This is a genomic window from Streptosporangium sp. NPDC003464 (assembly GCF_053588315.1).
Genome location: NZ_JBSFPS010000006.1, coordinates 13,845 through 40,319, shown reverse-complemented (window position 1 = coordinate 40,319; position 26,475 = coordinate 13,845). Strand labels below are relative to the sequence as shown.

The following is a 26,475-nucleotide window of genomic DNA, read 5'->3' as shown; positions in this document are numbered from 1 at the left end:
CGTGTGCACCCCGGACCTACCGCTCTCCCGCTACCGCCCCGTCTCCCAGCTCCGGGTCCCCGTCCACCATGTCGACCGCGCCCGCCTGCCCGCCGTGGACGCCCACATCCACCTCGGCCGCTGGCTCACCGAGGACGGCGACTGGATGGTCAAGGACGTGCCGGCGCTGCTGGGGACGATGGACGCGCTCAACCTGCGCGGCATGGTCAACCTCGACGGCCGCTGGGGCCGGGAGCTGGCCGAGAACATCGAGCGCTACGACGCCGCCCACCCCGGGAAGTTCGCCACGTTCTGCCACGTCGACTGGTCACAGGCCGCCGAGCCGGGGTTCGGCGAGCGGCTGGCCGCGCAGCTGCGCGCCTCGGTCGCCGAGGGCGCCGCCGGGCTGAAGGTCTGGAAGGACGTCGGCCTGCACGTGCGCGACCACCGCGGCGAGCTGGTCATGCTCGACGACGCGCGGCTGGCCCCGCTCTGGGCGGCGGCCGGCGAGCTGGGCGTCCCGATCGCCCTGCACACCGCCGACCCCGTCGCCTTCTTCGAGCCGATCGACGAGCGCAACGAGCGCCTCGAACTGCTGGCCGCCCGCCCCGACTGGGCCTTCTCCGGTCCGCGGTTCCCGCCGTTCGAGCGGCTGATGGAGGCCATGGAGGCGATGGTCGCCGCCCACCCGGCCACCACCGTGATCGGCGTGCACGCCGGATGCTGGCCGGAGAACCTCGGCTGGGTCGGCCGGATGCTCGACGACCACCCCAACTTCCACATCGACATCGCCGCCCGCATCGCCGAGCTCGGCAGGGCGCCGCGCGCCACCCGCGAGCTGATTCTCCGCCACCCCGGCCGCGTGCTGTTCGGCACCGACGAGATCCCGCCGGACCCGGAGGTCTACCGGATCCACTTCCGCTTCATGGAGACCGCCGACGAGGCGTTCGCCCACTCCCTGGACGACCCACCGCTGATGGGCCGCTGGACCATCAGCGGGCTCGACCTCCCCGACGACGTGCTGGAGCAGGTCTACACCGGCAATGCGCTCAGGCTCGTACCGAGGCTGGCATGAACGTCCAGGAGCTGACACGGGCCGTGCCGGTGCTCCGGCGGCGGCACGGCGCCGAGGGCGGGCCGGACCCGGCGCGCCCGCTCCCGGCACTCCGGGAGCGGGCGTCCGGCCGGGTCAGCGGCAGGGCTTGTACGGCTGGTTCTTCAGGGAGTAGTCGGAGGCTTTCTTGATGGCGTTGAAGTTGAGCGCGGCGGCGTTCGCCTTGGCGCAGAAGCTCGACGGCGAGGTCTTGTACTCCACCTGGAAGACCGGCTTGCCGGCCTGGACGAAGGGCTTGAGCTCGGCGCACTCGCCCCACTGGAAGCACTCCTCGTTGACCGTGTAGTCGAAGCTCGACACCAGATCGGAGACCTGGCTCAGGTCGTTCTTGAGCGCCGCCGACAGGCCGTGCCGGTGCGCCATGTCGGCCAGCGCCCGGTTGTAGACGAGCTGGGTCGCCGCGCTGATCTTCCAGCCGGTGACGGAGGCCCCCTCCTCGTGCGCGTGCACGACGTCGAACTCCACGCCGTCGAATCCGGCCGCGGCGCACTTGGCGACCCTGGCCTCCATCATCCGCAGGAGGAAGTCACGCTGCCCCTTGTCGTTGTTGATGTTGGCCCAGCGTTCGTTGGGGAACTCCGCGCTGAAGGGCTTGCCCAGCAGGGAGTTGCCGTGGCTCTTGTGCCAGTCGACGAACTGCCGGTAGTCGGGGCGGAACTCCTCGATCGACCCGGAGTCGACGTAGCAGATCGCCTTGGCGCCCCGCGCGTGGATCGCCTTGACGGCCGCCGTGTTGACGGTCGTGTTGTTGCCGGCGACGGCGGCGTCCACGTAGAGGTCGATGTCGAACACGCTCGGCCGGACGCAGGCGCCGCCCGTCTGCGGGGTCACGCAGACGTCGACGTCGATCCCGCCGGTCGCCGCGTGGGCCGTGCTGCCTTCGAGCTGGTACTGCCAGCGGCTCTGCACCGGAGGGCGCCAGATGGCCGCGCTCGCGGCGGCGCCGGCCGGTGCGGCCGAGGCGGCGGCGGCCGAGGCGGTGGCGCCGAGGGCCGTGACCGGGGCCAGGAGTACGGCCGCCGCTACGGCCAGCCGCCCGGCGAGGCGGAGCGGGGCCGGGCGGAGCGCCCGGAAATTGACCAACAAAGTTTTCTGCTTTCCGTATAGCGGAATTAAATTTCGCGATCAAGGAAATCGGGGTGGAGGTGAGCTTGTCAACTCCCTGGCGGTCCCGGCGGACGTCTGCGGGGAGGAGGGCGCCGGTGGACGGCCTGCTGGCACGCCCTGTCCCGTTCCATAAGTGGCCACGTTTTTCAGCGTATTCCGTATAACGGAAAGCTAGTCTGCATGGCGGACAGTCGCTATTATCACCGCACGCAGCGGCTGCGGCCGCCGTGCTCTGCGGAAGGAAAGTCCCATGGCACGTATCGTGTCCGTCGGCGCGGGCAGCGTCGAAACCCCCGAGAACGTCCTCCCTGACATCCCGGCACCCCACATCCCGGCACCCCACATCCCGGCACCCCACATCCCGGCACCCCACATCCCGGCACCCCACATCCCGGCACCCCACATCCCGGCACCCCACGGACCGGAGGGTCCGGAGGCCGCCCGCCCCGTCGCGACCGGCCCCCGCCTCATCGGGGAGGTCCGGTGAGGCGCGCCCTGGCCGTGGCCGCCGCCGTGGCGCTGGCCGCGACCGGCTGCGCGGCGGCGGAGGAGCGAGCCTCCGGGCCGGTGGAGATCACCATCTGGCACGGCCAGGAGGACAGGTCCGCCAAGTCCGTGGAGAAGCTGATCGACCGGTTCAACCAGACCCATCGGGACGTCAAGGTCCGGGCCGAGTCGGGCGGGGCGACCGCCGACGGCATGCTTCCCAAGATCACCGCAGCGCTCACCTCCGACGCCTACCCCGACATCGCCTATCTCTACGGCTCCTGGGCGCCCAACATCGCCCGCAACCCGAAGGTGGCCGACCTCTCGGAGCACGTGAAGGACCCGGCCGTCGGCTGGCCGGACTTCTGGGCCAACGAGCGCGAGGCGGTCACCGTCCAGGGGAAGGTCATCGGCTTCCCCGCGGTGGTCGACAACATGGTGGTCCTCTACAACAGGAAACTGCTGGCCAAGGCCGGTCTGGAGCCGCCGGGGCCCGACTGGACCTGGGCCGACTTCCGGGCGATGGCGAAGAGGACGACCGACGCGAGCGGCGGCGTCTACGGCACCACCTGGGCGATCAGCGGCAGTGAGGAGGCCGTCTGGGGGTTGTGGCCGATGATCTGGCAGGCGGGTGGTGACATCCTCTCCCCCGACCACAAGAAGGCCGCCTTCAACTCCCCCGCCGGGCAGCGCTCCCTCGACCTGCTGCGGGCCATGGCGGTCGACGACAAGTCGGTCTACCTCGACTCCAGCCCGGCCGAGAAGGGGCAGAAGCTGTTCGAGTCCGGGCGGCTGGCCCTCTTCCTGTCCGGCCCGTGGGTGCTCCCGGACCTGCAGGCGGCGAAACTCGACTACGGCGTCGCGCGGCTGCCCGGCACGGACGGCAACCACGAGACGGTCTCGGGGCCCGACAACTGGGTCGTCTTCGAGCACGACGAGCGGCGGGTCAAGGCCGCCGCCACGTTCCTGGGCTGGCTGACCGCGGCCGAGCAGCAGTTGGTGTGGATGACCGACACGGGGTCGCTGCCGATCCGCGAGTCGATCACCAAGCTGCCCGGCTACCAGGACTACCTGAAGAGATACCCGGGCATCGACGTGGTCTCGGCCAACCTCGCCAACGCCAAGCGGGTCAGGCCGCCGACGACGAAGTATCCGCGGGTGTCCTCCTTCATGGCCGACGCGATCGCGCAGACCCTCCTCGGCAGGTCCGACGCCAGGACGGCGCTGGACCAGGCCGCCGCCAAGACCGACGCGGCGCTCGCCGTACCGGGATCGTGAACGCCACCGCGCCGGCCCTGGGCCGCGCCGCCGCGTCCCGCGGAGGACCGCGGGACCGCGGGAAGCCGGCCGACAACGTCGCGGGATGGTCCTTCGCGGGCCCGGCGACGCTGGTCATCCTCGGCTTCTCGATCATCCCCATGGTGTGGGCGCTCGCGCTCTCCTTCACCGACTCCGACCTGATGTCCCCCGGGCGCGACGTCGGGCTCGACAACTACCGGGCGCTGGTCCAGGACCCGGTCTTCCACCAGGCGCTCAGGAACACCGGGCTGCTGGTGGCGCTCTACATCCCGGCCTCGCTGGCGGCGGGCCTGCTGGTGGCGGTGCTGCTGAACAGGAAGGTGCGGGGCATCGGCTTCTACCGGGCCTGCTTCCTGGTGCCCTACATCGCCTCGGCCACCTCGGCGGGGCTGCTCATGGGCTACATCTTCGACCGTGACTTCGGGCTGATGAACGGGCTGCTCGTCAAGCTCGGTCTGCCGGTGCAGGGCCTGCTGAGCAGCCCTTCGCAGGCGATGTCCGTGCTCACCCTCATCTTCTTCTGGACCCGCTTCGGGTTCTCGGTGGTGATCTACCTGGCCGCGATCCAGGAGATCAACAAGGAGGTGCTGGAGGCCGCCGCCATCGACGGGGCCGGCAGGTGGGCCACGTTCCGGCGCATCATCGTGCCGTCGGTGCGGCCCATGACGATCTTCCTCGCGGTCTGGGGGCTGATCGACGCGCTGCAGTTCTTCGACCTGGTGATGACCACCACCAAGGGCGGCCCGGCCAACTCGACGGTGACGATCGTCTACTACGTCTGGCAGCTCGCCTTCAGCTTCTTCACCGCCGGGTACGGCGCGGCCGTGGCGTACACCCTGTTCGCCGGGACCCTGCTGCTGATCGTCGCGGGCCTGCTGGTCGCGCGGCGGAGGGGGGTCATGCGATGAGACGCCGTCTGCCCAGCGGGTGGCATCTGGTGCTCGCGCCGATGTCGGCGGTGACCGTGCTGCCGTTCGTCTGGATGATCCTCAGCTCGGTGATGACCCAGGGTGAGCTCAACCGATTCCCGCCGGCGCTCTGGCCGGAGGGCGTCGACCTGGGCGGCTACCGCACGGTGCTCGAAGGCTCCGACTTCCCGCGCTGGTTCCTCAACAGCGTGATCGTGTCGGGCGCGATCGTGCTGGCCCAGCTGGTGCTGTGCAGCATGGCGGGCTACGCCTTCGCCAGGATCAGGTTCGTCGGCTCCAGGGTCACCCTGATCCTGGTGATCGCCACCGCGCTGATCCCGTTCCAGCTCACGGTGATCCCGACCTTCCTGATCTTCAACAGGGTCGGCCTGACCGACACGCTGGGCGCGCTCATCGTGCCGCAGCTCAGCTCGGCGGTGGGCATCTACCTGATGACCTCCTTCTTCCAGTCGTTCCCGAAGGAGCTGGAGGAGGCCGCGCGGATCGACGGGTGCTCTCGGTCCGCCGTGTTCTTCCGGGTGGTCCTGCCGACCGCCGGGCCGGCCCTCGCGGCCCTGGGCGTCATCACGTTCATCACCGCCTGGAACGATCTGTTCTGGCCGCTGGTGGCGGTCAGCTCGGAGGCGAACTACACGGTCCAGGTGGGGCTGACGACCTTCCAGGGCCAGCACCGCGCCGACTGGCCGGCGGTCATGGCGGGCACGGTGCTCACGACGCTCCCCGTGCTCGGCGTGTTCCTCTTCGGCCAGCGCCGGTTCGTCCAGGCGCTGACCGGCGCGGTCAAGGGCTGAGCCGGGGTGCGGGCCCGAGGACGTGCCCGCCGCGGACCCCGCGGGCACGTCCTCGGGCCCGGGGCCTCAGCGGGGCGTCCGGTCGGCCTCCGGGACCGTCACGCGTGCTCCCGGTAGGGGTTGGTCGGCATCCCCTCGACGGAGGTGCGGCAGCGCAGCAGCTCGCCGCCCGCCGTGCCGTCGGAGGCGGTGGTCACATACAGCACGTCGAGGTCGGGGCCGCCGAACGCGCAGCTCGTCACGTTGGTGGCGGGGATCTCGACGGTCAGGTCCAGCCGCCCGTCGGGGCGCAGGCGCAGGACGGCGCCGCCGCCCCACAGCGCGACCCACACGTGGCCGCGGGCGTCCACGGTGATCCCGTCGGGCATCCCCCGCGAGATCTCGGCGAACGTCCGGCGGTTGCCGAGCCGCCCGTCGCCCGGGTCGTAGTCGAAGACGTCCACCCGTCCGGTGGGCGTGTCCACGTAGTAGAGCAGCCGCTCGTCCGGGCTCCAGGCGATCCCGTTGGAGACCGTGACCCCCTCCAGCACCCGTTCGCAGCGGTGGTCGGGGTCGAGCCGGTAGACCGCGCCAGCTCCGGGGGTGTCGTCCTCCGCCTTGGTGCCGGCGAAGAACCTGCCCGCGCGGTCGCAGGCGCCGTCGTTCATCCGGTTGCCCGGCCGCTCGGCGGCCGTCACCGGCGCGATCAGCTCCAGGCCGCCGTGCGCGGCGGCGTCCCCGGTCGTGGGCGCCGCCCACCGGGGCTCGGGGAGTACGGCGAAGCCGTCCCGGACGGCGAGCGCCAGCCCGCCGGCGGCCCTGGGGGCCACCACCCCGACCGGCTGTCCCACGTCGATCACGCCGTGCGAGCCGTCGGAGGGGTCGAGACGGTGCACCCGGCCCGCCGGGATGTCGACCCACAGGAGTGTCCCGGTGCGTCCGTCCCACCGTGGCCCCTCGCCCAGCCGCGCCCGGGGCACCGGGACGATCTCCGGCTCCGAGACCCTGGTCATCGCGGGCTCACGGTGGGGACGCGCCAGCTGCTGAGTCTCATCCGCACTCCTTTAATTCCGTGATGCAGAATATGATTCCGAACAGGCTAGAGGAGACCACCACGGGGAGTGCGGTGTCAAGGGTCAGAGCTGCTCGGCGACCGCCTGCCGCAGGGCCGCGCCGACCTCCTCCATCCTGGCCGGAGGCATGCGGTCCTTGAGGGCCGTCACGCTCACCGCGGCGACGGGGGTGGGCTTGCCCATGAAGACGGGTGCGGCGACACAGCGCACGCCGGGCTCGTTCTCCTCCAGGTCCAGGGCGTAGCCCCGCTCCCGGATCTGGGCCAGGTGCGCGGCCAGCTTCGCCGGGCTCGTGATGGTGTTGCGGCTCGGCGCGGCGAGCGGGCCGTATCGCTCCGCCCACGCCTTGACTGCCTCGTCGGTCGGGTAGGTCCAGGCCAGCAACGCCTTGCCCACGCCGGTGCAGTGCGCGGCGTTGCGCCCGCCCACCACCGAGGTCATCGTGATCGAACGGACCGCCTCGACCTTGTCCAGGTAGACGACCTCGCCCCCGTCGAGCGTGGCCATGTGCACGGTCTCGGCGAACTCCTCGCTCAGCCGGAGCAGGAGGGGGCGGACGATGGCGCGCAGGTCCATGGTCTCGTGGAAGCGGAAGGCCGTGGCGAGCATCTCGGAGCCGAGGAAGTAGGGCCCGCTGGGCTCGGGCTGCGCGGCGAACCCCCGGTGCTTCAGCGCGCCGAGCAGGCGGTGGAGCGAGCTCTTGGGCAGCCCGAGCCGGGTGGCCAGCTCGTCGAGGGTCATCCCTCTGCTGTGCCTGCCGATCTCCTGCAGGATCAGCAGGGCGCGATCGACGCTTCCCACCGGAGACTGGGCCTCGCCCATGGATCCTCCTCAAATATTCCGGATAATGGAATGCTATAGCGTTATGCGGAACACATGCTACTTCTGGGTAGGGAGGAGGGGATGTGCCGGTGCGGCGTGGAAACCGTGCCGGTGGAGCGTGGGAACAATGTGCAGCCTATCCATGGCCTTGCGTGACCGGCGTCGGCCGGCGGGGATCCGCGCGTGCCGGTCGCATGGGTCGGGAAGGCGCGGCCCGTGAGGTGCGTACGGGCGCCTGGAAAGGTTGACGTCACACCCCGTTCCATGGGAGTCCCGGAAATTCACGAAAATCCCGGAATTCTCTAGGCATCGAGATTCCCCCGGCGGGCTATTCCCCCGTCCCGGAATTCCCCGCGGTCCACGGATTCTCCGGCCGTCTCCATGGCCGTGGCCGGCGGCTGTCACCGTCCGGCTGGAGGCGGCCGTCCGTCGTCCGCCTGGTCACAAACGTGATGAAATTCCCCATACGTAACCATGTGTCACTACCATCTGCGTCCGTGAGTGACAGGCAGCATCCCACTGGCACGGCCGTGTTCGTCGACCAGACCGGCAGACGCCGGCGACTCCTGAAGGCCGTCGGCATCGGCGTCGGTGCCCTGATTTCCGTGTCGGTGGCGGCCGTGGTCGGCGGACTGTTCACCGGCACGTCGCTGCCGCTGGTCGGCTGGCCCGGGGACCGTCCCACGCGGCCGGCGCCCGTCGCCACCACGGCCGGACCCGAGGGCGGGCCCACGCGGTCGGCGCGGCCCACGCCGAGTGCGGAGGCCACCACGGTTTTCGCCCGGCAGCGCCCGACGCCGCCGGCCCGCCGCACGGCCCGGCCCACGGTCTCCTCCCCGGCGCGGGTGACGCCCCTGCCGGCGCCCTCGGAGCGGCCGGCCTCACCACCCGCCGAGGACCCCTCCACGGCCGCCCCACCGCAGGAACCGACGGCGCCCGAGCAGTCGCCGGAGCCGACCGCCGGACGGACCGAGCCGCCGGGCCACACCAAGACCCCGCCCGGCCGCAACCCGGACAAGTCCTCAGGGCCGAAGGGATGAGCCCGCAGCCACCACCGGCGACACAGGTATGGCCGCCGCGGGATCCGGCCGAGACGGCGGGGGCCGCCGACTCCGCCACCGTCACCCTCGTCGACCTGACGCCGCCCCCGCCCGGGCAGCCCCAGGACGGAGAAGGGCGCCCCGCGGCCCGGGGACGGCGCCGGCGGCAGGCCGACCCGCGAGGGCACTGGTTCCTGGTCGCGGTCGGCATCGTGCTGATGGCGGGAGCGCTGGTGCTCAACGGGTACGCGACCAACACGGTGGGCGAGACGCACGCCGCCCCGCCCCCGGCCGACCGGCCCTCCACCGAGCTCGACGACGTACGGCGCGGCGGCCCGGTGCTCAATCTCACGTGCCAGGCCGGACAGCGCCCGCCTCCCGGCCCGCACGGTGGCGCTCACCTTCGACGACGGCCCCGACCCGCGCTGGACCCCGCAGCTGCTCGACGTGCTCGCCAAGCACTCCGCCAAGGCGACGTTCTTCGCCGTCGGCGCCCGGATCGCCGAGAACCCCGAGCTGGTCCGGCGGATCGTCGCCGAGGGACACGAGATCGGCAACCACACCTACGCCCACGCCGACCTCGCCGCCGTGCCGGACTGGCGGTTACGGCTGGAGCTGTCGCTGACCCAGAAGGCGCTGGCCGGCGCGGCGGGCGTGCACACCCGCCTGGTGCGCCCGCCGTACTCCTCCTCTCCGGCGGCCGTCACCGGCCCCCAGCTGCGCGCGCTGCGTGTCATGGGAGGGGAGGGGTACATCGTCGCGCTCACCGACCTGGACACCAAGGACTGGGCCAGGCCCGGCGTCGACCAGATCGTCCGCGCCGCCCTCCCCCGCCGGGGCAGAGGTGCGGTGATCATGATGCACGACTCGGGAGGCGACCGCGGTCAGACGGTCGCCGCGGTGGACCGCCTGCTCACCAGGCTCGCCGAGCAGAAGTATCGGGCGACGACGCTCACCTCCGCGCTCGGCATGCCCTCCGCCCACGCCCCGGCCGGAGACCTGGAGCGCGTCGCCGGCACCGGGCTGGGTCTCGCCCAGCGCGGGGCGAGCGGCTTCGTCACGGTGATGTCGTGGGTCCTGGCCGTCGCCGGGGGCCTCACCCTGCTGCGGCTGCTGTTCTTCCTGGTCCTGGCATGGGTGCACGCCCGGCGCGCACGGGGCGGCAAGAGGCGGGCCGGGCGTGCCCCGGCATGGCCCGCGCCGCCCGCCGTCAGCGTGATCGTCCCGGCCTACAACGAGGAGGCCGGGATCGAGGCCACCGTACGCTCACTGGTGAACACCGGCTATCCCGGCGCGCTGGAGGTGATCGTCGTGGACGACGGCTCCTCCGACGGCACCGCCGCCATCGCCGCCTCCCTCGGCCTGCCCGGAGTACGGGTGATCCGCCAGGAGAACGGCGGCAAGCCCGCGGCGCTCAACACCGGTATCGCGCACGCCTCGCACGACATCCTGGTCATGGTGGACGGCGACACCGTCTTCGAGCCCGACACCATCGAGCACCTGGTCCGGCCGCTCGCCGACCCGGCCGTGGGCGCGGTCAGCGGCAACACCAAGGTCGGCAACCGACGCGGCATGATCGGCCGCTGGCAGCACATCGAGTACGTCATCGGCTTCAACCTCGACCGTCGCGCCTTCGACCTGCTGGGGTGCATGCCCACCGTGCCGGGGGCGATCGGGGCCTTCCGGCGCTCGGCGCTGCGGGAGATCGGGGGAGTCAGCGTCGACACCCTGGCCGAGGACACCGACCTGACCATGGCGATGTGCCGGGGCGGCTGGCGGGTGGTCTACGAGGAGAACGCGCTGGCGTGGACCGAGGCGCCGACCTCGCTCGGGCAGCTGTGGCGCCAGCGTTACCGCTGGTGCTACGGCACGCTGCAGGCGATGTGGAAGCACCGCCGCGCGATCACGGAGCCGGGCCCGTTCGGCCGGCGCTGCCTGGGCTACCTGACGCTGTTCCAGGTGGTGCTGCCGCTGCTCGCCCCGGTCGTGGACGTCATGGCCGTCTACAGCGTGCTGATGGGAGATCCGCTGCCGGTGGTGGCCGTCTGGGCGGGATTCGTGCTCGTCCAGGCGTTCAGCGGCTGGTACGCGCTGCGCCTGGACCGCGAGCGGGCCTCGGCACTGTGGGTGCTGCCGCTGCAGCAGTTCGTCTACCGGCAGCTGATGTACCTGGTGGTGATCCAGTCGGTGGCGACCGCCGTGCTCGGGGTGCGCCTGCGCTGGCAGACGATCCGCCGGGAGGGCACTTTCGCGGGCTGAGACAGCCTTCCGGCCTTCCGGCCTTCCGGCCTCCCGGCCTCCCGGCCTCCCGGTCCCCGGGCTCGGCGCCGGCCGGCCCGGACGGCCCGGACGGCCGGGCTGCCTGGGGCCGGGCCGGCCCCGTCGGCTGTCCGGACGCCTCATCCCTCCGGGTCGGGCAGCAGGACGGAGGGCAGGGCACCGCCGGCGCGCATGCGCAGCAGCTGGTAGGCCACGCCGCCCAGCCCGGGCAGCAGGCCGGGGGCGAAGACGTCTCTGGCCAGGCCGCTGACCGGGCCGTGCTCCTCGATGCCGCCGAGGATGGAGGCGTCCAGCCTCTCCCTGTCCACGCCCCGGGGACCGACGCCGGCGGCCAGCGCCAGGTCGATCACCTCCCAGGCGCCGAGGTCGCCGTGGCAGAGCGTGTGGTTCCAGCCCAGGCCCTCGCCCCAGCAGGCCGCGGCGGCGCGGCGCAGCGTCTCGCGCCACCGCTCGCCGCCCTCACGTGCCAGCCGGTCGGCGGCCACCACGCCGACGCCACCGGCGCCGTGGCACCAGGCGGCGGCGGTGATCCCGTCCTCGCGCAGGTCACGCCACCCGCCGAGCCCGGGATCGTAGAGCGAGTCCTCGTAGGCGAACGCGGCCAGGGCGGTCGTGCCGAAGGCAGGCGCCCCGGTGGGGGAGGCGGTTCCGGCGTCGGAGGCAGATGTCCCGGTGGGGGAGGCGGTTCCGGCGCCGGAGGGTGGGGTCACGGTGTCCGGGGCGGTCGTGCCGGAGGCAGGCGCCCCGGTGGGGGAGGCGGCCAGGCGGGACAGGGCCCAGCCGATGCCGGTGGCGCCGTGGGCGAGGCCGCCGAGCCCCTGCGGGAAGCGGGCGCTCGGCCAGCAGACCCCCGGCTCCCGGCTCTGGGCGAGCTCGGCCAGCCGTACCCCGATCGCGGCCGCCTGTCCGGCCCATTGCCCGTCGCCCGTCTGGGAGGCGAGTCCCAGCAGCGGCACCACCGCTCCCGCCATACCTGTCACCAGGTCGTACACATCGTCCGCCGCGACCGACCCGGGCACCGTCGCGGCCAGCGCGGACGCCCGGCTGAGCGCCTCCTCCCGTCCGACGGCGCCGAGCCGGCGCAGCAGCAGCCAGCCCCAGATCTGGGAGCCGACGCCGATGTAGCCGCCGGGGGGCTGGGGGCGCAGGCGCACGCCCTCCCGCCGGTGCTCGGCGTCCCTGTCCTCGATCTGCCTGATCGTGCGCAGCGTGCCCGCGAGCAGCTCCGCCACCCCGTCCACCGGGTCGGCCCGGCCCTGCCCGGCCTCCTGGAGGTAGGCGGCCAGGAGCACGGCCACCCCGTGCGCCCCGCCGTACAGGTCGGACGAGAGCGGCTGCACGGTCCAGCCGGTGGGGTTGAGGACGGGGCTGATCCAGGTGACGGTGCCGTCCTCGGCGCGCACCGCGCTGTCCAGCACGCCGCGCATGATGCCCGCGGCCACCGTGCGGCGCCTGCCGTCCAGGTCGTCGGTGCGGACCAGGGCGGGGGCCAGCGGCTTCTCGTCGGGCAGCCAGCCCTCGTTGAGATAGGCGCTGACCAGGGCGGCCTGGATCACCTGGCGGTCCAGCGCCTGGTCGCGGCCGCGCCAGCGGCGCACCGCGTCGGCGATGAGGTCCTGCCCGGGGCCGTGGGCGGTGCCGCGGGGGCCGTCCATGCGCCCCCTGCGCGGGGTGGTGGCGAAGAAGGGGACGTCGCCCTCGCAGAGCTCGTCCACCTCCGCCGCGATGACGGCGGGGTCGGCGGGCGCGCCCGGCACGTTCCCGGCCTGCTCGGCCAGCAGCCGCGCGGCCTTGTCGCGCGCCGCCGCCTCGTCGTGCAGCGCGGCCGGGTGCCAGAGCATCCTGCCCAGCTCGGCATAGGACTCGGTGGAGCGCAGCACCACCCGGATCGGGCAGTCGGCGAAGGCGTCGAGCGCCCCGGCCAGCTCGCCCCGGCCGTCCATCGCGTGCAGGCGCTCGGTCAGCTCGTCGAACCCGGCGAGGATCAGGTCCCAGTAGCGGCCGAGCACCGGTCCGGGGCTGGGGTGGTTGGCCGTCTGCGGGACGGGCACGCGCTCCACGCCCAGCCTGGCGGTGTCGGTGCCCGCGCCGAGCACGACGGGCAGCTCCATGTACGGCTGCTGTCCGGGCAGGGCGCCGACGGCGGAGAGGTCGACCCCGCGCCAGCCCAGCGCGACACCCCGGCCGGGCAGCAGCCCGGTGCGCAGCACCGAGCCCTCGACCAGGCTCACCGCCCGGTCGACGGCCAGGCCGTAGCCGGAGGGGGCGGCGGAGGCGTGCGGGGTGAAGAGTGTCTCGCAGTCGACGACGACGGGGTGGGGTCCGGCCGCGATCAGGTTCTCGGCGTGCAGGTCGCTGCCGCCCAGCAGGCGCATGAGCGCCAGCCAGTGGCCGATCCCCCGGTAGAAGGCGCGCAGCTCGGCGTCGCCGTCGCAGTGGCGGTGCCGGATGTGCTCGGCCCAGCCGTACCCGTCACGGACGATCACCTCGGGCACGCGGATGAGCGGCTCGCCGGGCAGCACGCGCGGGATGAGGCGGGCGAGCTCCGCGTCCACCTGGAGCGGGCGTGGTTTGTAGACCACGCGGCCGTCCACGCCGTGCAGGACGGCGACGGCGTGCCCGCCACGGTGGCTGTCGCCGGCGCCGAACTCCACACTCGTCAACTCCCCGGTGGGGAGCACGGCCCTGTCGGCGGCGTACCGGTGGGCCAGGAGGGCGGCGGCCTCGCACCGGTTGCCGATCACGGTCCGCAGCCTGCCCGTCATGGTGGGATAGTGGCCGGCGAGCTCCCGCCAGAACGCGGGCCCGGCGACGCTCCGGCGCCACTGTTCCCAGCGGGCGGCGGGGTCGGCGGCCGTCAGGCGGCCGCTGATCCTCGCCGCGTTGAGCTCCAGCACCAGCACCCGGGTGACCTTGCGGCGGACGGTCTCCTCCAGCGCCGCGGCGGCGCCGTCGAGCAGGGCCCGCCGGTCGGCGGCGGTGAGGCCGGTGATCGACCCCAGCCGGGCCGCCAGGTCGGCCAGAGCCGGTCCGGTCAGGACGTCCAGCGGGGGGTCGAATTCACCGGCCATGCGCTCCGCCCTCCGGCTCAGCAGCAGTAGCGGGTGGGGGAGGCGGTGCACGCGGTGCCGCACCGGCCGGAGATCGGCGGTCCGGTCATGGTGATCTCCGACTCCGCGTACTCGCCGCTGGGCAGCAGCGGGCCCGCCGGGCTGTCCCAGCCGTCGCCGGGCTCCTCACCCGCCCGCCACGCGGCGATGATCTCCTCGGCCTTCTCGATGGTCACGCTCATGGCCACTCCCTTCTCGGTGTGGCCATGATCTGAGGCGGAGGAGGGGGGCGATAGACGCCACAACTGCTCACTTGACAGCAAATGGGGTCTATGAGAAAGAGGTTGGTGATCACCATTTCCGTGGTCGACGACGACCAGATGCTGATCGACGGACTGGCCGCCTGGCTGGCGGGGGTCCCCGGAGTACGGCTGGCGGCGGCGGGGGCCACGGTCGCCGCGCTGCTCGGGGCCGAGGCCGAGACCGGCGAGGCCGACGTGGTGATCCTGGACCTGCTCCTCGCCGACGGCTCCGACCCCCTCGACAACGTCCGCGAGCTGGTACGCGCCGGCCGCCGGGTGCTGGTGGTCAGCGTGGTGCCCTCCGGCGACATGGCCAGGAAGGTCGTGCGGGCCGGGGCCTGCGGCTACCTGACCAAGGACCACGACCTGGCGGCCCTGATCGCGCGGGTCGGGGAGGTGGTCGGGGAGGGCGTCGCCTACTCTCCCGAGCTCGCCCTGGGCTGGCTGTCCGACCGCTGCGCCGACCGGCCCACGCTGTCACCGCAGGAGCGGGCCGTGCTGCTGGCCTACGCCTCGGGGATGACACTGGCCGCCGCCGCGCGCAGCGCCGGGGTGCAGCCCGGGACGGCCAAGAACTACCTGGAGCGGGTCAAGGACAAATACCGCAAGGCCGGCCGGCCCGCCTACACCAAGCTGGAGCTGGCCGTCCGGGCCAGGGAGGACGGCCTGCTGCCCTAGCCGGCGGGCCAGACGAGTTCCACGCAGGTGCCCTCCCCCGGTGCCGCCAGGATCGCGGCGCTCCCACCCGCCTCCCGCATGCGGTCGATCACCGATGAGCGCAGCCCGAAGCCGAACTCCGTCTCCTCGGGAGCGAACCCCCGGCCCCGGTCCACCACCCGGATGGTCACCGCGCCGTCCACGGTGACCGCGGTGAGCCAGGCCTCCCCGGCGCCCGAGTGCACGGCGACGTTGTTGAGCGCCTCGCCGCAGGCGTCGGTGAGGGCGGCGGTGACCTCGGGCGGCAGCCGCTCCGGCAGCGCCGCGGCGGCATGCCTGACGCGCAGCCCCAGGCAGGCGGCCCTGGCCACCGCCTGGGCCAGCCCGTTGCCCAGCGTGGTCGGCGGGCCCGCCGAGTCCTGCCCGATCAGGGCCCGGACGTACTCGGCGTCCGCGGCGCAGCGCCGGCGGACCTGCTCGGCGCGGTGGTCCAGGCCGCCCCGGGCGATCGCGGTCAACGTGGTCAGCACCGTGTCGTGCAACTGCCGGTAGTGGGCCAGCCGTTCGGCCGAGCGGGCCTGCTCCGCCTCGGCGGCCAGGCGCAGCTCCGTCAGGTCGTCCAGGCGGCGCGCCTGGGCGGCCAGGTAGCGGCGGATGAAGTAGACGATCACCGCGAACCACACGTAGCCGTTGACGCGCACGGCGAGGTCGAGCGGGAGCGGGTAGCGCAGGCCGAGGTCGCCGGCGTGCGCCACCGCGTAGGCGGCGATCGGCGGCAGGAGCGCGAGGGCATGGCGGGGCCGCGTGGTGAACGCGCCGACCACCGCCCCCGTGGACAGCAGGGCGGAGGAGGACCAGTTGGCCGTGCCGGTCGTGGCGGCGCCCACGCAGTTGGCGGTGACCCCCATCATGAGCACGCAGGTCACCGCCACGTCCGCGCCGACCACCCAGGGGGCGAACCAGCCGCGCCGCCGTACGGACACGGACTGGAGAACGTTCCACGCCAGGGCGACGGCCAGCAGCAGGGCGTTGAGCGCCCGGTCCTCGTAGAGCCCGTCGGCGCTGAACAGGCTCGCGCCCGCCGGGACCAGGTAGCTGAGGCGCTGCAGGATCAGCAGCATCGCGACGAAGCGGTGCACGCGTTCGCGGCCGGGGCTGGCGGCGAGGTATTCCGGATCGCGCCAGCCGAGCGTGCCCCATCGACCCACGTCCCGTCCCATCCCTGACCCCGCCGATGTCCGCGTCGTCATGATCTCCGACAAGTCCCGGCGGAGGAAGGGGCGCCGGTGCCGCGGGGGCGGCCGCTCCGGGGCGTCCGGGGCCCGCCGGACAGGTCCCGGAGGGGCGGCGCGGGCTCCGGAGCCAGGTCGCAGCCGACGCGCCCATGGGGTACATTTCCGGATCATGGATCGGCCGTTCGCGTAGATGCCGCAGCACAGCCTGGCGTCCGCGAGCCGTTGGGCTGGAGGTCGAGGATCGTGAGCGCGGACAGAACCGCGTGGGAGCAGTGCAGCGCGGCGCGGGTGGTCTCCCCCGTCCAGCCCCGCAAACTGGCGAAGGTCCCCTTCGTCGAACTGGCGGACGGACGGCTGCAGGGTGTCGTGTCGAGCGGTTCGGACATCGCCCGGGTGTACGTCTCGTCGATCGCCGCCGGGACGCACGGTTTCAGCTGCAGCACCAACAACAACCGGCCGTGCGGCGGGGTGTACGGCTCGCCGTGCAAGCACCTGCAGGCGCTCGCCGCGGAGGCCGTGCTGCAGTACGGCCTCGACCGGGTGGCCCGCTACCTGCGCGTCGAGGTCGGCGACGGCGCGGACCTGATGAGCTGCCTGCACGGCGGGCACGAGCCCGCGCCGGCGGCCGTCGTGTTCAGCCGCTTCCTGCGCCACCTGGCCTACCTGGAGCTGCCCGACACCACCGAGCCCATCCCCGAACTGCACTGGTTCCCGGCCACGGGGGCGGCCCGATGATGCTCGGAGTACAGCTGGCCGAACTGCTCGACGGCGACCCGGCGGGAGTCGGGGAGGCCCTCGACCTGGTGACGGGCTTCGACGACGCCCTCGTGCACGGATTCGCCCGGCTCGGCGAGGACCGCGCCGCGGCGCTCGCCGCCCTGGCCGGGGCCCTGGCCGCCACGCCGCTCGGCGGACGCGCGGGCGAGGCGGCCGGAAAGCTCGCCGCCGGCTCGGTCGCCGGCGAGCATCTGACGGTGCTGGCCGGCGGGCGCGCCGCCCTGCTCGGCGCGGTGCACGACGCCCTGCTCGGCCGTCTCGACGCCGCGCTGGGACGGTCCAGGGCCCCGTGGGAGGGAGCGCCGTCCACGGCGGCGCCCGTGGCCGACAACCTGCTCAGCGGGGCCCGGTCCTGGCTCCACGAGCTGGCCATCACCGGATGGCGGGGCGTCGACCACGACCTCGTCTCCGCCTCGGACCAGACACTTGAGGCCCTGCTGGCCGTACCGGAGCTGCGCCGGCCGGCGGTGCTGCTCGACGGCCTGGCGGCCGAGCTGCGGGCGTCATGCCCGGTCGGGGCGGCCGAGCGGCTGCCCGCACGGCGCTGGGCCGACCTGTGGACGCGTGCCCTGCTGCTGTCGCAGCCCGGCGGTCTGCCCGGCGGTTCCGCGCCCGCGGAGACGGTGTCGGGCCGGCTGCTGATCCTCGGCGCCGACGTGCACGAGCACGGCACCGCGGTGCAGGTGCAGGTGCACGGCGTGCTGGAGCCCGCCGGCGGCGGGCCGTCCCGGCTGGTGCGCACCAGCGTCGCCGCCGCGAAGGTGGACACGATCGTCGGCCCGACCCTGTGGCGGCTGCTCGGCGCCTACCCCGTGCTGCTGGGCGCGCTGGCCGAGCACCGCGGCCTGGAGGTCACGGACCTGCCCCTGCTGGGCAGCGGTGACCTGGTGTGGCATGAGGACCGGGCCCGCGCGGGCGGGCCCGCCGACCCGTTCGCCACCGCCCGGGTCCAGCTCACCGGCGCGCTCGCCCCGGCGGTGCCGCCCCTCGACCGCCATCCGGTGCGCATCGCCGAACCCGTGCTGGTGGAGGGCTACAAGGCGGCCGCCGACGGCACGTTGGACCTGGACGGCAACACCCTCGCCGTCGACGTCGACCGCCTGCCGGCCTGCGGCCCGCTCACCCCCGAGCTGGTGACCGCCTCCTCGGCCTGCATCGGCCTGATCCGCTGGGACGGCGGCCGATGGCTGCTGCAGCCCCTGGCGGTCCAGGCGACGGTCAAGCGCAAGCCGGTCACGGCGCACAACGGCGACTGGGCGCTGGGCCCCACCGACCCCAAGGCCGCCAAGGCCGAGGCCAGGGCCGGCGACGTGGTGGCCGTGCTGCGCGAGCGGGCCGGGCGGTTGCTGCGGCGATGAGCGACCCCCGGATCAGCGCCGACGAGAACCGGCGCCAGGTGCTCTACTGGCGCCTTCTGGCGCGCGTGTTCGACACCGACGAGCAGCCCTCGCTGGAGGCCGCCAGCGTGGCCATCGTCGACGACCTCGGGCTGCCGCCGGCGCTGCTCGACCCGTCGGTGTCGGTCGACACCCTCGTGCAGCGCTTCCCGGACCTGGGCGCCGAGCTGCGGGGCCTGATGGCGCAGCGCGACGGCGGCGACCGGCCGACGGAAGGTGACGGTGCGCCCGAGGACGCCGGCGCTGACCAGCCTGAGCGCGACGGTGCGCCCGAGGGCGACGGTGACCAGCCTGAGCGCGACGGCGCGGCCGAGGATGACGGCGCTGACCGGCCGGAGCGGGACGGCGCGGCCGAGGTGCGCCGGGCGGCCCTGGTGTCGAAGCTCCTGCTCAACGTGTTCTCGACCGGGACGGGCAACGTCACCGCCACCGACCTGGCCCGCTGGCAGCAGGACGCCGGCTGGTTCGAGCAGGCGCTCGGGGCCGAGCCGGGTGAGCTGCGCTCCCGTCCCGGCGCGGGCGAGCTGGCCGGTGTCCTGGCCGGTCTGGAGGGCGACCTCGTCAAGCGCATGCGCCTGCGCGAGGTGCTCGCCGACCCGGCCCTGGCCAGGAAGCTCACGCCGAGCATGTCGCTCATCGAGCAGTTGCTGCGGGACAAGGCCAACCTGTCGGGGGTCGCGCTGGCCAACGCCAAGGCGCTGATCCGCAGGTTCGTCGACGAGGTCGCCGAGGTGCTGCGTACGCAGGTCGAGAAGACCAGCGTCGGCGTCGTCGACAGGTCGGTGCCGCCGAAGCGGGTCTTCCGCAACCTCGACCTCGAACGGACGATCTGGAAGAACCTGACCAACTGGAGCCCGGAGGACCAGCGGCTGTACGTGGACCGGCTGTACTACCGGCACACCGCCCGCCGCACCACGCCCGCGCGGCTGATCGTGGTCGTCGACCAGTCGGGGTCGATGGTCGACGCGATGGTGAACTGCACGATCCTCGCCTCGATCTTCGCCGGGCTGCCCAAGGTGGACGTGCACCTGGTCGCCTACGACACCCGCGCGCTCGACCTGACCCCGTGGGTGCACGACCCGTTCGAGGTGCTGCTGCGGACGACGCTCGGCGGCGGCACCGACGGGACCGTCGCGATGGCCGTCGCCCGGCCGAAGATCGCCGATCCGCGCAACACCGTGATGGTGTGGATCTCCGACTTCTACGACAACCGAGCACTGATCACCGACTTCGAGGCGGTGCACCGGTCAGGGGTGAAGTTCATCCCGGTCGGCTCGGTGAACAGCTCGGGACACCAGAGTGTGGACCCCTGGTTCCGCCAGAAACTCAAGGACCTGGGCACCCCCGTTATCTCGGGCCACATCCGCAAACTCGTGTTCGAGCTCAAGAACTTCCTCGCCTAGGAGACCCCGCGAATGACCAACGAGATGCTGCGTGCCCCCGCCGAGGTGAAGTACGCCGAGGAGCTCGACTGGCTGGAGTCCGTCGACGACGGGCCCAAGCCGTTCTCGTGGCGGCTCAGCCCCCGGATGGTGCGGCTGTTCGTGCTCGGCTCCGAGCGCTCCGACGGGCTCGACCGCGAGATCTCCCAGAAGTGGTTCGGTGACCGCAGCTTCGTCGAGCGCAGCATCGTCACCCTGGCCTCGGACCGGGGACTGCTGCTGATCGGCGACCCCGGCACCGGCAAGAGCTGGCTCGCCGAGCTGCTCGCGGCCGCCATCTGCCGCAACTCCACCCTCGTCGTCCAGGGTACGGCCGGCACCACCGAGGACCACATCAAGTATTCGTGGAACGTCTCCATGGTGATCGCCAAGGGGCAGTCCCGCCAGTCGATGATCCCCTCGCCGATCATGACGGCGATGGAGCAGGGCGTGATCGGCCGCTTCGAGGAGCTGACCCGCTCGACCAGCGACGTGCAGGACGCCCTGATCTCCATCCTGTCCGAGAAGTACGTGTCCATCCCCGAGCTCGACGACGACAACATCGTCTTCGCCCAGCCCGGGTTCTCGATCATCGCCACGGCCAACAGCAGGGACCGCGGCGTCAACGACCTCTCGTCGGCCCTGAAGCGGCGCTTCAACTTCGTCCGCATCCCCGTGGTGACGAACAAGCGCAGCGAGGCGGAGATCGTCCGCTTCCGCACCACGGAGCTGCTGCGCCGGCACCGGATCGAGCTGGAGCTGCCGCCCACGCTGCTGGACATCCTGCTGCAGAGCTTCGCCGACCTGCGCGCCGCGGCGGCCTCGGCCACCAGCGACGACGAGAAGCTGGAGTCGGCGCTGTCCACGGCCGAGCAGATCGGCGTGCTGGAGGACGCCATCCTGCACAGCCAGTTCTTCGGTGACCGCACGCTGCGGGCGGAGACCCTGGCCGGCTCGCTGGTGGGCTCGCTGGCCCGCCGCAGCCCGGAGGACCTGGCCATCCTGAACAAGTACTGGCACGGTGTCGTCGAGCCCCGGAGCAAGAAGGACGGCGGGGAGTGGAAGGAATTCCTCGAAGGCGGCCGCCAGGCGATCTCCACGCTGTCATGAGCCCTTTCGGCGCCCTGCGCGAGCAGCTGCTCGATGCCGCCACCGCCTTCGCCGACGCCCCGGGCGCCGTGCCCGGCATCCTGTCGGGCATGGTCGACGACGTCGACCGGGCGCTGCGCGAGGAGCTTGAGATCTTCCCGGTGTGCCACCACTCACCGGCCTCGGCGCTGGCGATGGCACGGCGCCTGCGCGAGAAGCAGCCCAAGGTCGTCTATCTGGAGCTGTGCGAGGACCTGCAGCCGCTCCTGGACGAGCTGCGCAACTGCCGCCTCCCCGTGGCGCTGCAGGCGTTCGCCTCCGAGCTCGACGGTTTCCCACCGGCGTGGGGGCCGCTCAGCGTCGTGGCGCCCATCACCGAGGCGTCGGCCGAGTACCAGGCCATCGCCTACGCCCTCGACACGCCGGACGTCGAGCTGGTGCTGGTGGACCGTTCGGCCGACCACGTCTTCCAGTGGCTGCCCCGCGAGCCGGCCGAGCCCCCGGCGGCCGACGAGGACGCCGCCGGGCACGGCGAGGAGGCGGCCCTGCACGGCGACGCCGTCGGCATCGAGATCGGCGACCTGCGGCCCCGCTTCGCCGAGCTGGAGGCGCACCTGCTCCACCACGGCAAGGTCCGGCACTGGTCCGAGTGGTGGGACCAGTATGTGGAGCAGCCCCTGGCCGGCGCGGACTACGAGACCTACCGCCAGGTCATGGTGCTGATCGGCAGCCTGTTCCGGCGGCTGGGCCCCGGCGACGGCGACCGGCTGGCCCGTGACGAGGACCGCGAGCGCTACATGTGGACCCGGATGCGCGAGCACCTGGCGGCGTCCGGCGCCGACCCGTCGCAGTGCCTGTACGTGTGCGGCGCCTTCCACGCGGCCAGCCGGGTCGAGCAGTTCGGGCTGGCGGCCGAGGCGCCGGCCTACGACATCAGCCCCCCCACGGCCACGCGCTGGCTGTACGGGCTCATCCCCTCCAGCCACTCCGCCATCGAGGCCCAGTTCGGGCTGGCCTCCGGCTCGGTGTCGATCGCCGCGGCGACCTGGACCAAGGCGGTGGCGCGCTGGGGCGTCACGCCGTACCGGCTCGCGGGCCAGCAGGGCGCCCGCAAGCGGGCGGGGCGCGCACCGCTGGCGGCGCCCACCCCGCCGGGGCCGGTCACCGACCGGCTGTCCGGTTTCCTGTCGGACCCGCCCGCGCTGGACGGCCTCGACGAGGCTGAGCTGCTGGGATGGTGCGTCGACATCGTCCGGCTGGCCCGCGGCAACGGCTACCTGGCCAGCACGGCGGACGCCATCGCCGTGTTCGAGACGTCCATCCTGCTCGCCGGCATGCGCAACCGGGCCCGTCCCACGCCCTACGACTTCCAGGACGCCGCGGTCACGTGCATCGAGAAGGACGTGGTGCCCGGCCGCCGCGACGTGCGCCGGCTGTGCGAGATCCTCCTGGGCGGCGACCGGATCGGCCAGGTCGGCTACCACGCCCTGCCGCCGCTGGCCCAGGACGTGTACGACCGGCTGAGCCCGCTGGGACTCAACCTGGACAAGCGCGCGGTGCAGCGGGCGCTGCTGAACCTCGACGCGTCCCCGGAGCTGGTGCCCTGCTCCCACCTGCTGTGGATACTGCGCCACCTGCTGCCAGACGGCGCCGTCCGTCCCATCATGGGCTCGCGCAGGCTGGGCGAGCGGTCGATCCAGGAGAGCTGGGACCTGGCGATCGGCCACCACCAGCGGGCGATCATCGAGCTGGGCTACGAGGGGGTCACCGTCGAGCAGGTGCTGGAGCAGCGCCTGCGCCGTAGCGTGTGGGAGCCCCGGGCCACCGCCGCCGTCGCCCTCGCGGCCGTCGAGGACGCCATCCTCTACCTGGGCAGCCGGCGCTTCACCGACGAGCTCGGCGCGCGGGCGGTCGAGCTGCTGGCCGCCGAGCGCACCGTGGACGACGCCCCCGAGGTGCTGCGCCGGATCCGCAGGCTGCTGACCCACTACCGCGCCACCGAGCCGGTGCTGCCGGCGTGGTGCGAGGACTTCGTCACCGCCGGATACGCGCACTACTGCACGCTGCTGCCGACCGCCTTCGTGGACGACGACACCGGCGTCCGCCAGGTGGCCGCCATGCTCGGCTTCCTGTCCAGCATGGAGAGCCTCGCGCTCGCCCTGGGGTGTGACCGCGCGCAGCTCGAACTGGCCGTACGGCAGTCGCATCCCGAGGCGCCCGCCAAGGTGGCGCTGCTGTGGGCCGCCCAGTCCCAGCTCGGCCTGCTGCCGATGGCCGAGCTGCGCTCGCGCTGCGACGAGCTGCTGGCCAACCCGCTGGTCATCCCGGCCTTCCCCCAGTACATGAGCGGGTTCGTCCAGGCGCTGGAGCCGGCTCCGGCGCTGGCGCCCTTCGTGGTCGAGATGATGTCCAAGGCCTTCGCCCGGCTGCCCGACGCCATCCTGCTCCCGTGGCTGCCCACATTGATCACGACCCTCCGGGACCAGGCGCCCGAACTCGTGCCCGTACTCGTCCGCGAAGCCGGCCGCACGTTCCCGGCGAGCCTGGCCTCCGTCGACACGTGGGTGCCGCCGTGGGCGGCGCGGGCGGTGCCGCAGGCGCCCGCCGGACGGGTGGCCGCGCCGGCCGGGCCGGTGACCGGGCTGCTGGCCGGCCACCCGGCGGCGTGCGACGCCGTGGCCGCGCTGCTCGGGTGCGACGGCGGATGGCAGGAGGCCGTCCCCGCCGCCGACGGGCCCGGTCACCCCGCGGTGGCGGAACTGCTGGCCCGGCATCCCGCGGCCGCCGACGCCGTCGCGGGACTGCTCGCGCCGTCCCGGACCATGCTCTCCCCGGCGGCGGGCTGAGCGACGAGCCGTCCCGGGCGGTCCTGGAGACAGGTCGGCCCGGACGGGTCGGCATAGATCGGAGACCTGCCCGCGTCCTTGGCTGGTGACACAGCGAGGAGGACGGGTGGATCCAGGATTTGCGGCGGACTTCCGGCAGTTCGTCATCGACCGGTCGGAGGCTCTGTTCCGTACCGCGTACCTGCTGACCGGTGACCGGCACGCCGCTGAGGATCTGGTGCAGTCGGCGCTGGCCAAGACGTCGGCGAAGTGGCGCGACCTGCGCGACCCGGCGGCCGTCGAGGGTTACGTCCGCCGCGTCATGTACCACGAGCAGGTGAGCTGGTGGCGGCGCCGTTCCCGCATCGCGGAAGTGTCCACCGGGTGGCTGCCCGAACAGATCGGCGACGGGCACGCCGAGATCGTGGACCTCCGCCTGATGATGCGCGCGGCTCTTGCCCGGTTGACACCCCGGCAGCGGACCATACTCGTGCTGCGCTACTTCGAAGACCTGTCCGAGACCGAGATCGCACGGCTGCTCGGGGTCAGGGTGGGCTCGGTCCGCAGCCAGATCTACCGGTCGTTGGAGCGCCTGAAGAAGGCCGCACCCGAGCTGAGCACCGTGAGGGAGCTGCGATGAACATCGAGGATCTGCTGCGCGAGACCCTTTCCGACATGGCCCACGATGAGCAGCCACCCCCACCGGGCCGGTTCCTCCAGGCCGAGGGAGGCCGATCCCCCCGCCGTGGCCTCGCCCTGGCGGCGGCGGCCGCCGTCACGGTGCTGGCGGTCGGAGCCGCGCTCGCGGTCGAAGGGCTGTCCTCCCGGGTGACGGTGCCGCGGGAGCCCACCGGGCAGGGCACCGGCCAGGCGCTTGTGGAGACCGGACGGGGGCGGACCACCCTGACCGTGAAAGCGGGGCTGCGGCTCTCGGACATCTTGGATCGGCTCTCGACCGCCACCGGCAGGCCCGCGGCGGAGTTCGAGCGGGCCGTCAAGGACGGCGGGGCGCTCGGCCTGCCGGCCTACGCCAAGGGCGCGCTGGAAGGATTCGCCTTCCCCGCGACCTACGAGGTCTCGCCCGAGTCGAACCCCCGTGAGATCCTCGCCGCGATGGTCACCCGCTTCAACCGCGCGGCCCAGGACGCCGACCTGGTGGCCGGCGCCAGGCGCGCCGGCCGTACGCCACTGGAGATCCTGACCATCGCCAGCATCGTCCAGGCCGAGTCGACCGACAAGCGCGACATGCCCAAGATCGCGCGGGTCATCCACAACCGGCTGAACCACACGCCCGAGATGAGGCTGCAGTTGGACAGCACGGTCATGTACGGCCTGAACAAGTACGGCGTCAGTGCCTCGAACGAGGACATCCGGAGCCGGTCGCCGTACAACACCTACATGCGCCTCGGCCTGCCGCCCGGTCCCATCGGCAACCCGGGGGACGACGCCATCGAGGCCGCCCTGAAGCCGGCCCCCGGCCCCTGGCTGTTCTTCGTGACGACCGATCCGGAGAAGGGCGTCACGAAGTTCGCCGGCTCCGAATCCGAGTTCCTCAAGCTGAAGGAGGAGTTCCAGAAGAACCGCAGGAAGGGGTGACGGAGCGGCGCGCGTCCCGCCTGCGATCACGTGCCCCCGGACCCTCGGCGGGTCTACCGGCCGTCGGCGTCGTCGAACACGATGACCTGGCGGATGGCGGTCCCGTCGGCGAGCTGGTCCATCGCCTCGTTCACGGCGGAGAGCCGGATCCTCGACGACACCAGCGCCTCGACCGGGAGCCTGCCTTCGCGCCACATCTGGGCGAAGACGGGGATGTCGCGGGCGGGGACCGCCGAGCCGAGATAGCTTCCGACGATGGTCCGTCCCTCCGCCACGAGCCCGAGCGGCGAGATCGACGCTCGGGCGTCGGGCGCGGGGAGCCCCACGGTGACGGTGCGGCCGCCGGGCGCGGTCGCGGTGACCGCGGTCTCGAAGGCCCGGGCGTTCCCGGCCGCCTCGACGACGATCGGCGCCTTGATCCCGAGCTCGACGACCTCGGCGGGGCGGTACACCGCGTGGGCGCCCAGTTCCTGTGCGGTGACGAGCTTGTCCGGGTTGCCGTCGACGCCGATGACCGTGACGCCGTCGAAGGCGAGGGCGGTGATCAGCGCGGCCATGCCGACGCCGCCGAGCCCGACGACCATCACCGTCTGACCGGCGGAGGGCCTGCCGACGTTGATGACCGCGCCGCCGCCGGTGAGCACGGCGCAGCCGAGGATCGCGGCGACCTCGGGAGGGACGTCCTCGCCCACCGGGACGACCGAGTGCCGGTCGACGACGGCGTGGGTGGCGAAGGCGGAGACCCCGAGGTGGTGCAGGACCTCGGCGCCGTCCCGGCGCAGGCGGACGCCGCCGGCCAGCAGCGCTCCCCTGTTGTTCGCCGCGCTTCCGGGGACGCAGGGCGTCACCCCGTCGGTGGCACAGCCCTCGCACCCGCCGCAGCGAGGCAGGAAGGTCATGACGACCCGCCGGCCGACCTCGACGTCATCGACGCCCGCGCCGACCTGCTCCACCAGGCCGGCCGCCTCGTGCCCCAGGAGCATGGGGACCGGGCGCACCCGGTTGCCGTCGACGACCGACAGGTCCGAGTGGCACACGCCCGCCGCCTCGATCCTGACGAGGAGCTCGCCGGGGCCGGGCGGGTCCAGTTCGAGCTCGGAGACCGACAGCGGCCGGGACTCGGCGTACGGGCGCGACCGGCCGATCTCTTCGAGGACGGCTCCGCGGATTCTCATCACATCACCTCTCCGGGGGGTTCGGGGTTCTGTTCGACATCGGTTTCTCGGG

At 73.0% G+C, this 26,475-nt stretch carries 22 protein-coding genes; 15 read left to right on the top strand and 7 right to left on the bottom strand.

Annotation, left to right across the window (positions count from 1 at the left end):
* Nucleotide 1: 1 nt before the first annotated feature.
* Entirely contained in the window at nucleotides 2-1,054 is a 1,053-nt protein-coding gene (locus ACWDS7_RS02585; RefSeq protein WP_451927787.1) for an amidohydrolase family protein, read from the top strand.
* Nucleotides 1,055-1,168: 114 nt separating this feature from the next.
* Here the strand turns inward: ACWDS7_RS02585 and ACWDS7_RS02580 are convergent, their stop codons facing one another.
* Nucleotides 1,169-2,179 (bottom strand): endo alpha-1,4 polygalactosaminidase, encoded by a 1,011-nt coding sequence (locus ACWDS7_RS02580; RefSeq protein WP_451927786.1) that lies wholly within the window; start codon nucleotides 2,177-2,179, stop codon nucleotides 1,169-1,171.
* A gap of 271 nt (nucleotides 2,180-2,450) precedes the next feature.
* On the opposite strand from ACWDS7_RS02580, the gene ACWDS7_RS02575 reads away from it, so the two are divergent.
* Genes ACWDS7_RS02575 through ACWDS7_RS02560 form a run of 4 tightly spaced genes read left to right on the top strand, consistent with a single transcriptional unit; the run spans nucleotide 2,451 to nucleotide 5,705 of the window.
* Nucleotides 2,451-2,687, top strand: a complete 237-nt coding sequence (locus ACWDS7_RS02575) for a hypothetical protein (RefSeq protein WP_451927785.1) — start codon at nucleotides 2,451-2,453, stop codon at nucleotides 2,685-2,687.
* Nucleotides 2,684-3,964: an ABC transporter substrate-binding protein gene (locus ACWDS7_RS02570; RefSeq protein ID WP_451927784.1), complete on the top strand. Its 1,281-nt coding sequence runs from the start codon at nucleotides 2,684-2,686 to the stop codon at nucleotides 3,962-3,964. Before ACWDS7_RS02575 ends, ACWDS7_RS02570 begins: the two co-directional genes overlap by 4 nt.
* Nucleotides 3,961-4,893 (top strand): carbohydrate ABC transporter permease, encoded by a 933-nt coding sequence (locus ACWDS7_RS02565; protein ID WP_451927783.1) that lies wholly within the window; start codon nucleotides 3,961-3,963, stop codon nucleotides 4,891-4,893. The genes ACWDS7_RS02570 and ACWDS7_RS02565 overlap by 4 nt, the downstream gene beginning before the upstream one ends.
* Complete coding sequence (locus ACWDS7_RS02560; RefSeq protein WP_451927782.1) at nucleotides 4,890-5,705, top strand: carbohydrate ABC transporter permease; 816 nt, start codon at nucleotides 4,890-4,892, stop codon at nucleotides 5,703-5,705. The genes ACWDS7_RS02565 and ACWDS7_RS02560 overlap by 4 nt, the downstream gene beginning before the upstream one ends.
* A 98-nt stretch (nucleotides 5,706-5,803) precedes the next feature.
* Here the strand turns inward: ACWDS7_RS02560 and ACWDS7_RS02555 are convergent, their stop codons facing one another.
* Both ACWDS7_RS02555 and ACWDS7_RS02550 read right to left on the bottom strand, forming a co-directional pair.
* The gene (locus ACWDS7_RS02555; RefSeq protein WP_451927781.1) at nucleotides 5,804-6,697 is read right to left on the bottom strand and encodes an SMP-30/gluconolactonase/LRE family protein; all 894 of its coding nucleotides are present in this window, start codon (nucleotides 6,695-6,697) and stop codon (nucleotides 5,804-5,806) included.
* Between the two features lie 123 nt (nucleotides 6,698-6,820).
* Nucleotides 6,821-7,579: an IclR family transcriptional regulator gene (locus ACWDS7_RS02550; RefSeq protein WP_306862368.1), complete on the bottom strand. Its 759-nt coding sequence runs from the start codon at nucleotides 7,577-7,579 to the stop codon at nucleotides 6,821-6,823.
* Between the two features lie 497 nt (nucleotides 7,580-8,076).
* Here ACWDS7_RS02550 and ACWDS7_RS02545 point away from each other — a divergent pair, with 497 nt between their 5' ends.
* Together ACWDS7_RS02545 and ACWDS7_RS02540 are read left to right on the top strand one after the other, a co-directional pair.
* Nucleotides 8,077-8,619 carry a hypothetical protein gene (locus ACWDS7_RS02545; RefSeq protein WP_451927780.1) on the top strand — a complete coding sequence of 181 codons (543 nt, stop codon included), beginning with the start codon at nucleotides 8,077-8,079 and terminating at the stop codon, nucleotides 8,617-8,619.
* 390 nt (nucleotides 8,620-9,009) lie between these two features.
* The gene (locus ACWDS7_RS02540; protein WP_451927779.1) at nucleotides 9,010-10,878 is read left to right on the top strand and encodes a bifunctional polysaccharide deacetylase/glycosyltransferase family 2 protein; all 1,869 of its coding nucleotides are present in this window, start codon (nucleotides 9,010-9,012) and stop codon (nucleotides 10,876-10,878) included.
* Between the two features lie 140 nt (nucleotides 10,879-11,018).
* Here ACWDS7_RS02540 and ACWDS7_RS02535 read toward each other — a convergent pair whose 3' ends face one another.
* Nucleotides 11,019-13,970, bottom strand: coding sequence for a type 2 lanthipeptide synthetase LanM family protein (locus ACWDS7_RS02535; protein WP_451927778.1), 2,952 nt, complete (start codon nucleotides 13,968-13,970; stop codon nucleotides 11,019-11,021).
* A gap of 17 nt (nucleotides 13,971-13,987) precedes the next feature.
* The gene (locus ACWDS7_RS02530) at nucleotides 13,988-14,191 is read right to left on the bottom strand and encodes a DUF6229 family protein (protein ID WP_306862377.1); all 204 of its coding nucleotides are present in this window, start codon (nucleotides 14,189-14,191) and stop codon (nucleotides 13,988-13,990) included.
* 105 nt (nucleotides 14,192-14,296) lie between these two features.
* Between ACWDS7_RS02530 and ACWDS7_RS02525 the strand changes: the two genes are divergently transcribed.
* Nucleotides 14,297-14,929, top strand: coding sequence for a response regulator (locus ACWDS7_RS02525; RefSeq protein ID WP_451927777.1), 633 nt, complete (start codon nucleotides 14,297-14,299; stop codon nucleotides 14,927-14,929).
* Here ACWDS7_RS02525 and ACWDS7_RS02520 read toward each other — a convergent pair.
* The gene (locus tag ACWDS7_RS02520; RefSeq protein ID WP_451927776.1) at nucleotides 14,926-16,116 is read right to left on the bottom strand and encodes a sensor histidine kinase; all 1,191 of its coding nucleotides are present in this window, start codon (nucleotides 16,114-16,116) and stop codon (nucleotides 14,926-14,928) included. The genes ACWDS7_RS02525 and ACWDS7_RS02520 overlap by 4 nt on opposite strands.
* 270 nt (nucleotides 16,117-16,386) lie before the next feature.
* Here ACWDS7_RS02520 and ACWDS7_RS02515 point away from each other — a divergent pair, with 270 nt between their 5' ends.
* The 7 genes from ACWDS7_RS02515 (at nucleotide 16,387) to mltG (ending at nucleotide 25,248) form a co-directional block, all read left to right on the top strand.
* Nucleotides 16,387-16,878, top strand: a complete 492-nt coding sequence (locus ACWDS7_RS02515; RefSeq protein ID WP_451927775.1) for a hypothetical protein — start codon at nucleotides 16,387-16,389, stop codon at nucleotides 16,876-16,878.
* A complete protein-coding gene (locus ACWDS7_RS02510) occupies nucleotides 16,875-18,278 on the top strand; it encodes a hypothetical protein (RefSeq protein WP_451927774.1) in 1,404 nt (467 codons plus the stop codon). The genes ACWDS7_RS02515 and ACWDS7_RS02510 overlap by 4 nt, the downstream gene beginning before the upstream one ends.
* Nucleotides 18,275-19,720 (top strand): VWA domain-containing protein, encoded by a 1,446-nt coding sequence (locus tag ACWDS7_RS02505; RefSeq protein WP_451927773.1) that lies wholly within the window; start codon nucleotides 18,275-18,277, stop codon nucleotides 19,718-19,720. Before ACWDS7_RS02510 ends, ACWDS7_RS02505 begins: the two co-directional genes overlap by 4 nt.
* 12 nt (nucleotides 19,721-19,732) lie before the next feature.
* A complete protein-coding gene (locus ACWDS7_RS02500) occupies nucleotides 19,733-20,848 on the top strand; it encodes an ATP-binding protein (protein WP_306862389.1) in 1,116 nt (371 codons plus the stop codon).
* Nucleotides 20,845-23,673: a hypothetical protein gene (locus tag ACWDS7_RS02495; RefSeq protein ID WP_451927772.1), complete on the top strand. Its 2,829-nt coding sequence runs from the start codon at nucleotides 20,845-20,847 to the stop codon at nucleotides 23,671-23,673. Before ACWDS7_RS02500 ends, ACWDS7_RS02495 begins: the two co-directional genes overlap by 4 nt.
* A 106-nt stretch (nucleotides 23,674-23,779) precedes the next feature.
* On the top strand, nucleotides 23,780-24,292 hold the full coding sequence (locus tag ACWDS7_RS02490; RefSeq protein ID WP_451927771.1) for a SigE family RNA polymerase sigma factor: 513 nt from the start codon (nucleotides 23,780-23,782) through the stop codon (nucleotides 24,290-24,292).
* Nucleotides 24,289-25,248: an endolytic transglycosylase MltG gene (gene mltG / locus ACWDS7_RS02485; protein ID WP_451927770.1), complete on the top strand. Its 960-nt coding sequence runs from the start codon at nucleotides 24,289-24,291 to the stop codon at nucleotides 25,246-25,248. The genes ACWDS7_RS02490 and mltG overlap by 4 nt, the downstream gene beginning before the upstream one ends.
* 53 nt (nucleotides 25,249-25,301) lie before the next feature.
* Here the strand turns inward: mltG and ACWDS7_RS02480 are convergent, their stop codons facing one another.
* On the bottom strand, nucleotides 25,302-26,423 hold the full coding sequence (locus ACWDS7_RS02480; RefSeq protein WP_451927769.1) for an alcohol dehydrogenase catalytic domain-containing protein: 1,122 nt from the start codon (nucleotides 26,421-26,423) through the stop codon (nucleotides 25,302-25,304).
* Between the last annotated feature and the right edge of the window lie 52 nt (nucleotides 26,424-26,475).

Bases quoted from the DNA above. Each gene is read 5' to 3' on its own strand.
- ACWDS7_RS02510 (WP_451927774.1), top strand. From the start codon at position 16,875: ATGATGCTCGGAGTACAGCTGGCCGAACTGCTCGACGGCGACCCGGCG.
- ACWDS7_RS02480 (WP_451927769.1), bottom strand. From the start codon at position 26,423: ATGAGAATCCGCGGAGCCGTCCTCGAAGAGATCGGCCGGTCGCGCCCG.
- ACWDS7_RS02505 (WP_451927773.1), top strand. From the start codon at position 18,275: ATGAGCGACCCCCGGATCAGCGCCGACGAGAACCGGCGCCAGGTGCTC.
- ACWDS7_RS02530 (WP_306862377.1), bottom strand. From the start codon at position 14,191: ATGAGCGTGACCATCGAGAAGGCCGAGGAGATCATCGCCGCGTGGCGG.
- ACWDS7_RS02575 (WP_451927785.1), top strand. From the start codon at position 2,451: ATGGCACGTATCGTGTCCGTCGGCGCGGGCAGCGTCGAAACCCCCGAG.
- ACWDS7_RS02555 (WP_451927781.1), bottom strand. From the start codon at position 6,697: ATGACCAGGGTCTCGGAGCCGGAGATCGTCCCGGTGCCCCGGGCGCGG.
- ACWDS7_RS02495 (WP_451927772.1), top strand. From the start codon at position 20,845: ATGAGCCCTTTCGGCGCCCTGCGCGAGCAGCTGCTCGATGCCGCCACC.
- ACWDS7_RS02560 (WP_451927782.1), top strand. From the start codon at position 4,890: ATGAGACGCCGTCTGCCCAGCGGGTGGCATCTGGTGCTCGCGCCGATG.
- ACWDS7_RS02500 (WP_306862389.1), top strand. From the start codon at position 19,733: ATGACCAACGAGATGCTGCGTGCCCCCGCCGAGGTGAAGTACGCCGAG.
- ACWDS7_RS02550 (WP_306862368.1), bottom strand. From the start codon at position 7,579: ATGGGCGAGGCCCAGTCTCCGGTGGGAAGCGTCGATCGCGCCCTGCTG.
- ACWDS7_RS02535 (WP_451927778.1), bottom strand. From the start codon at position 13,970: ATGGCCGGTGAATTCGACCCCCCGCTGGACGTCCTGACCGGACCGGCT.
- mltG (WP_451927770.1), top strand. From the start codon at position 24,289: ATGAACATCGAGGATCTGCTGCGCGAGACCCTTTCCGACATGGCCCAC.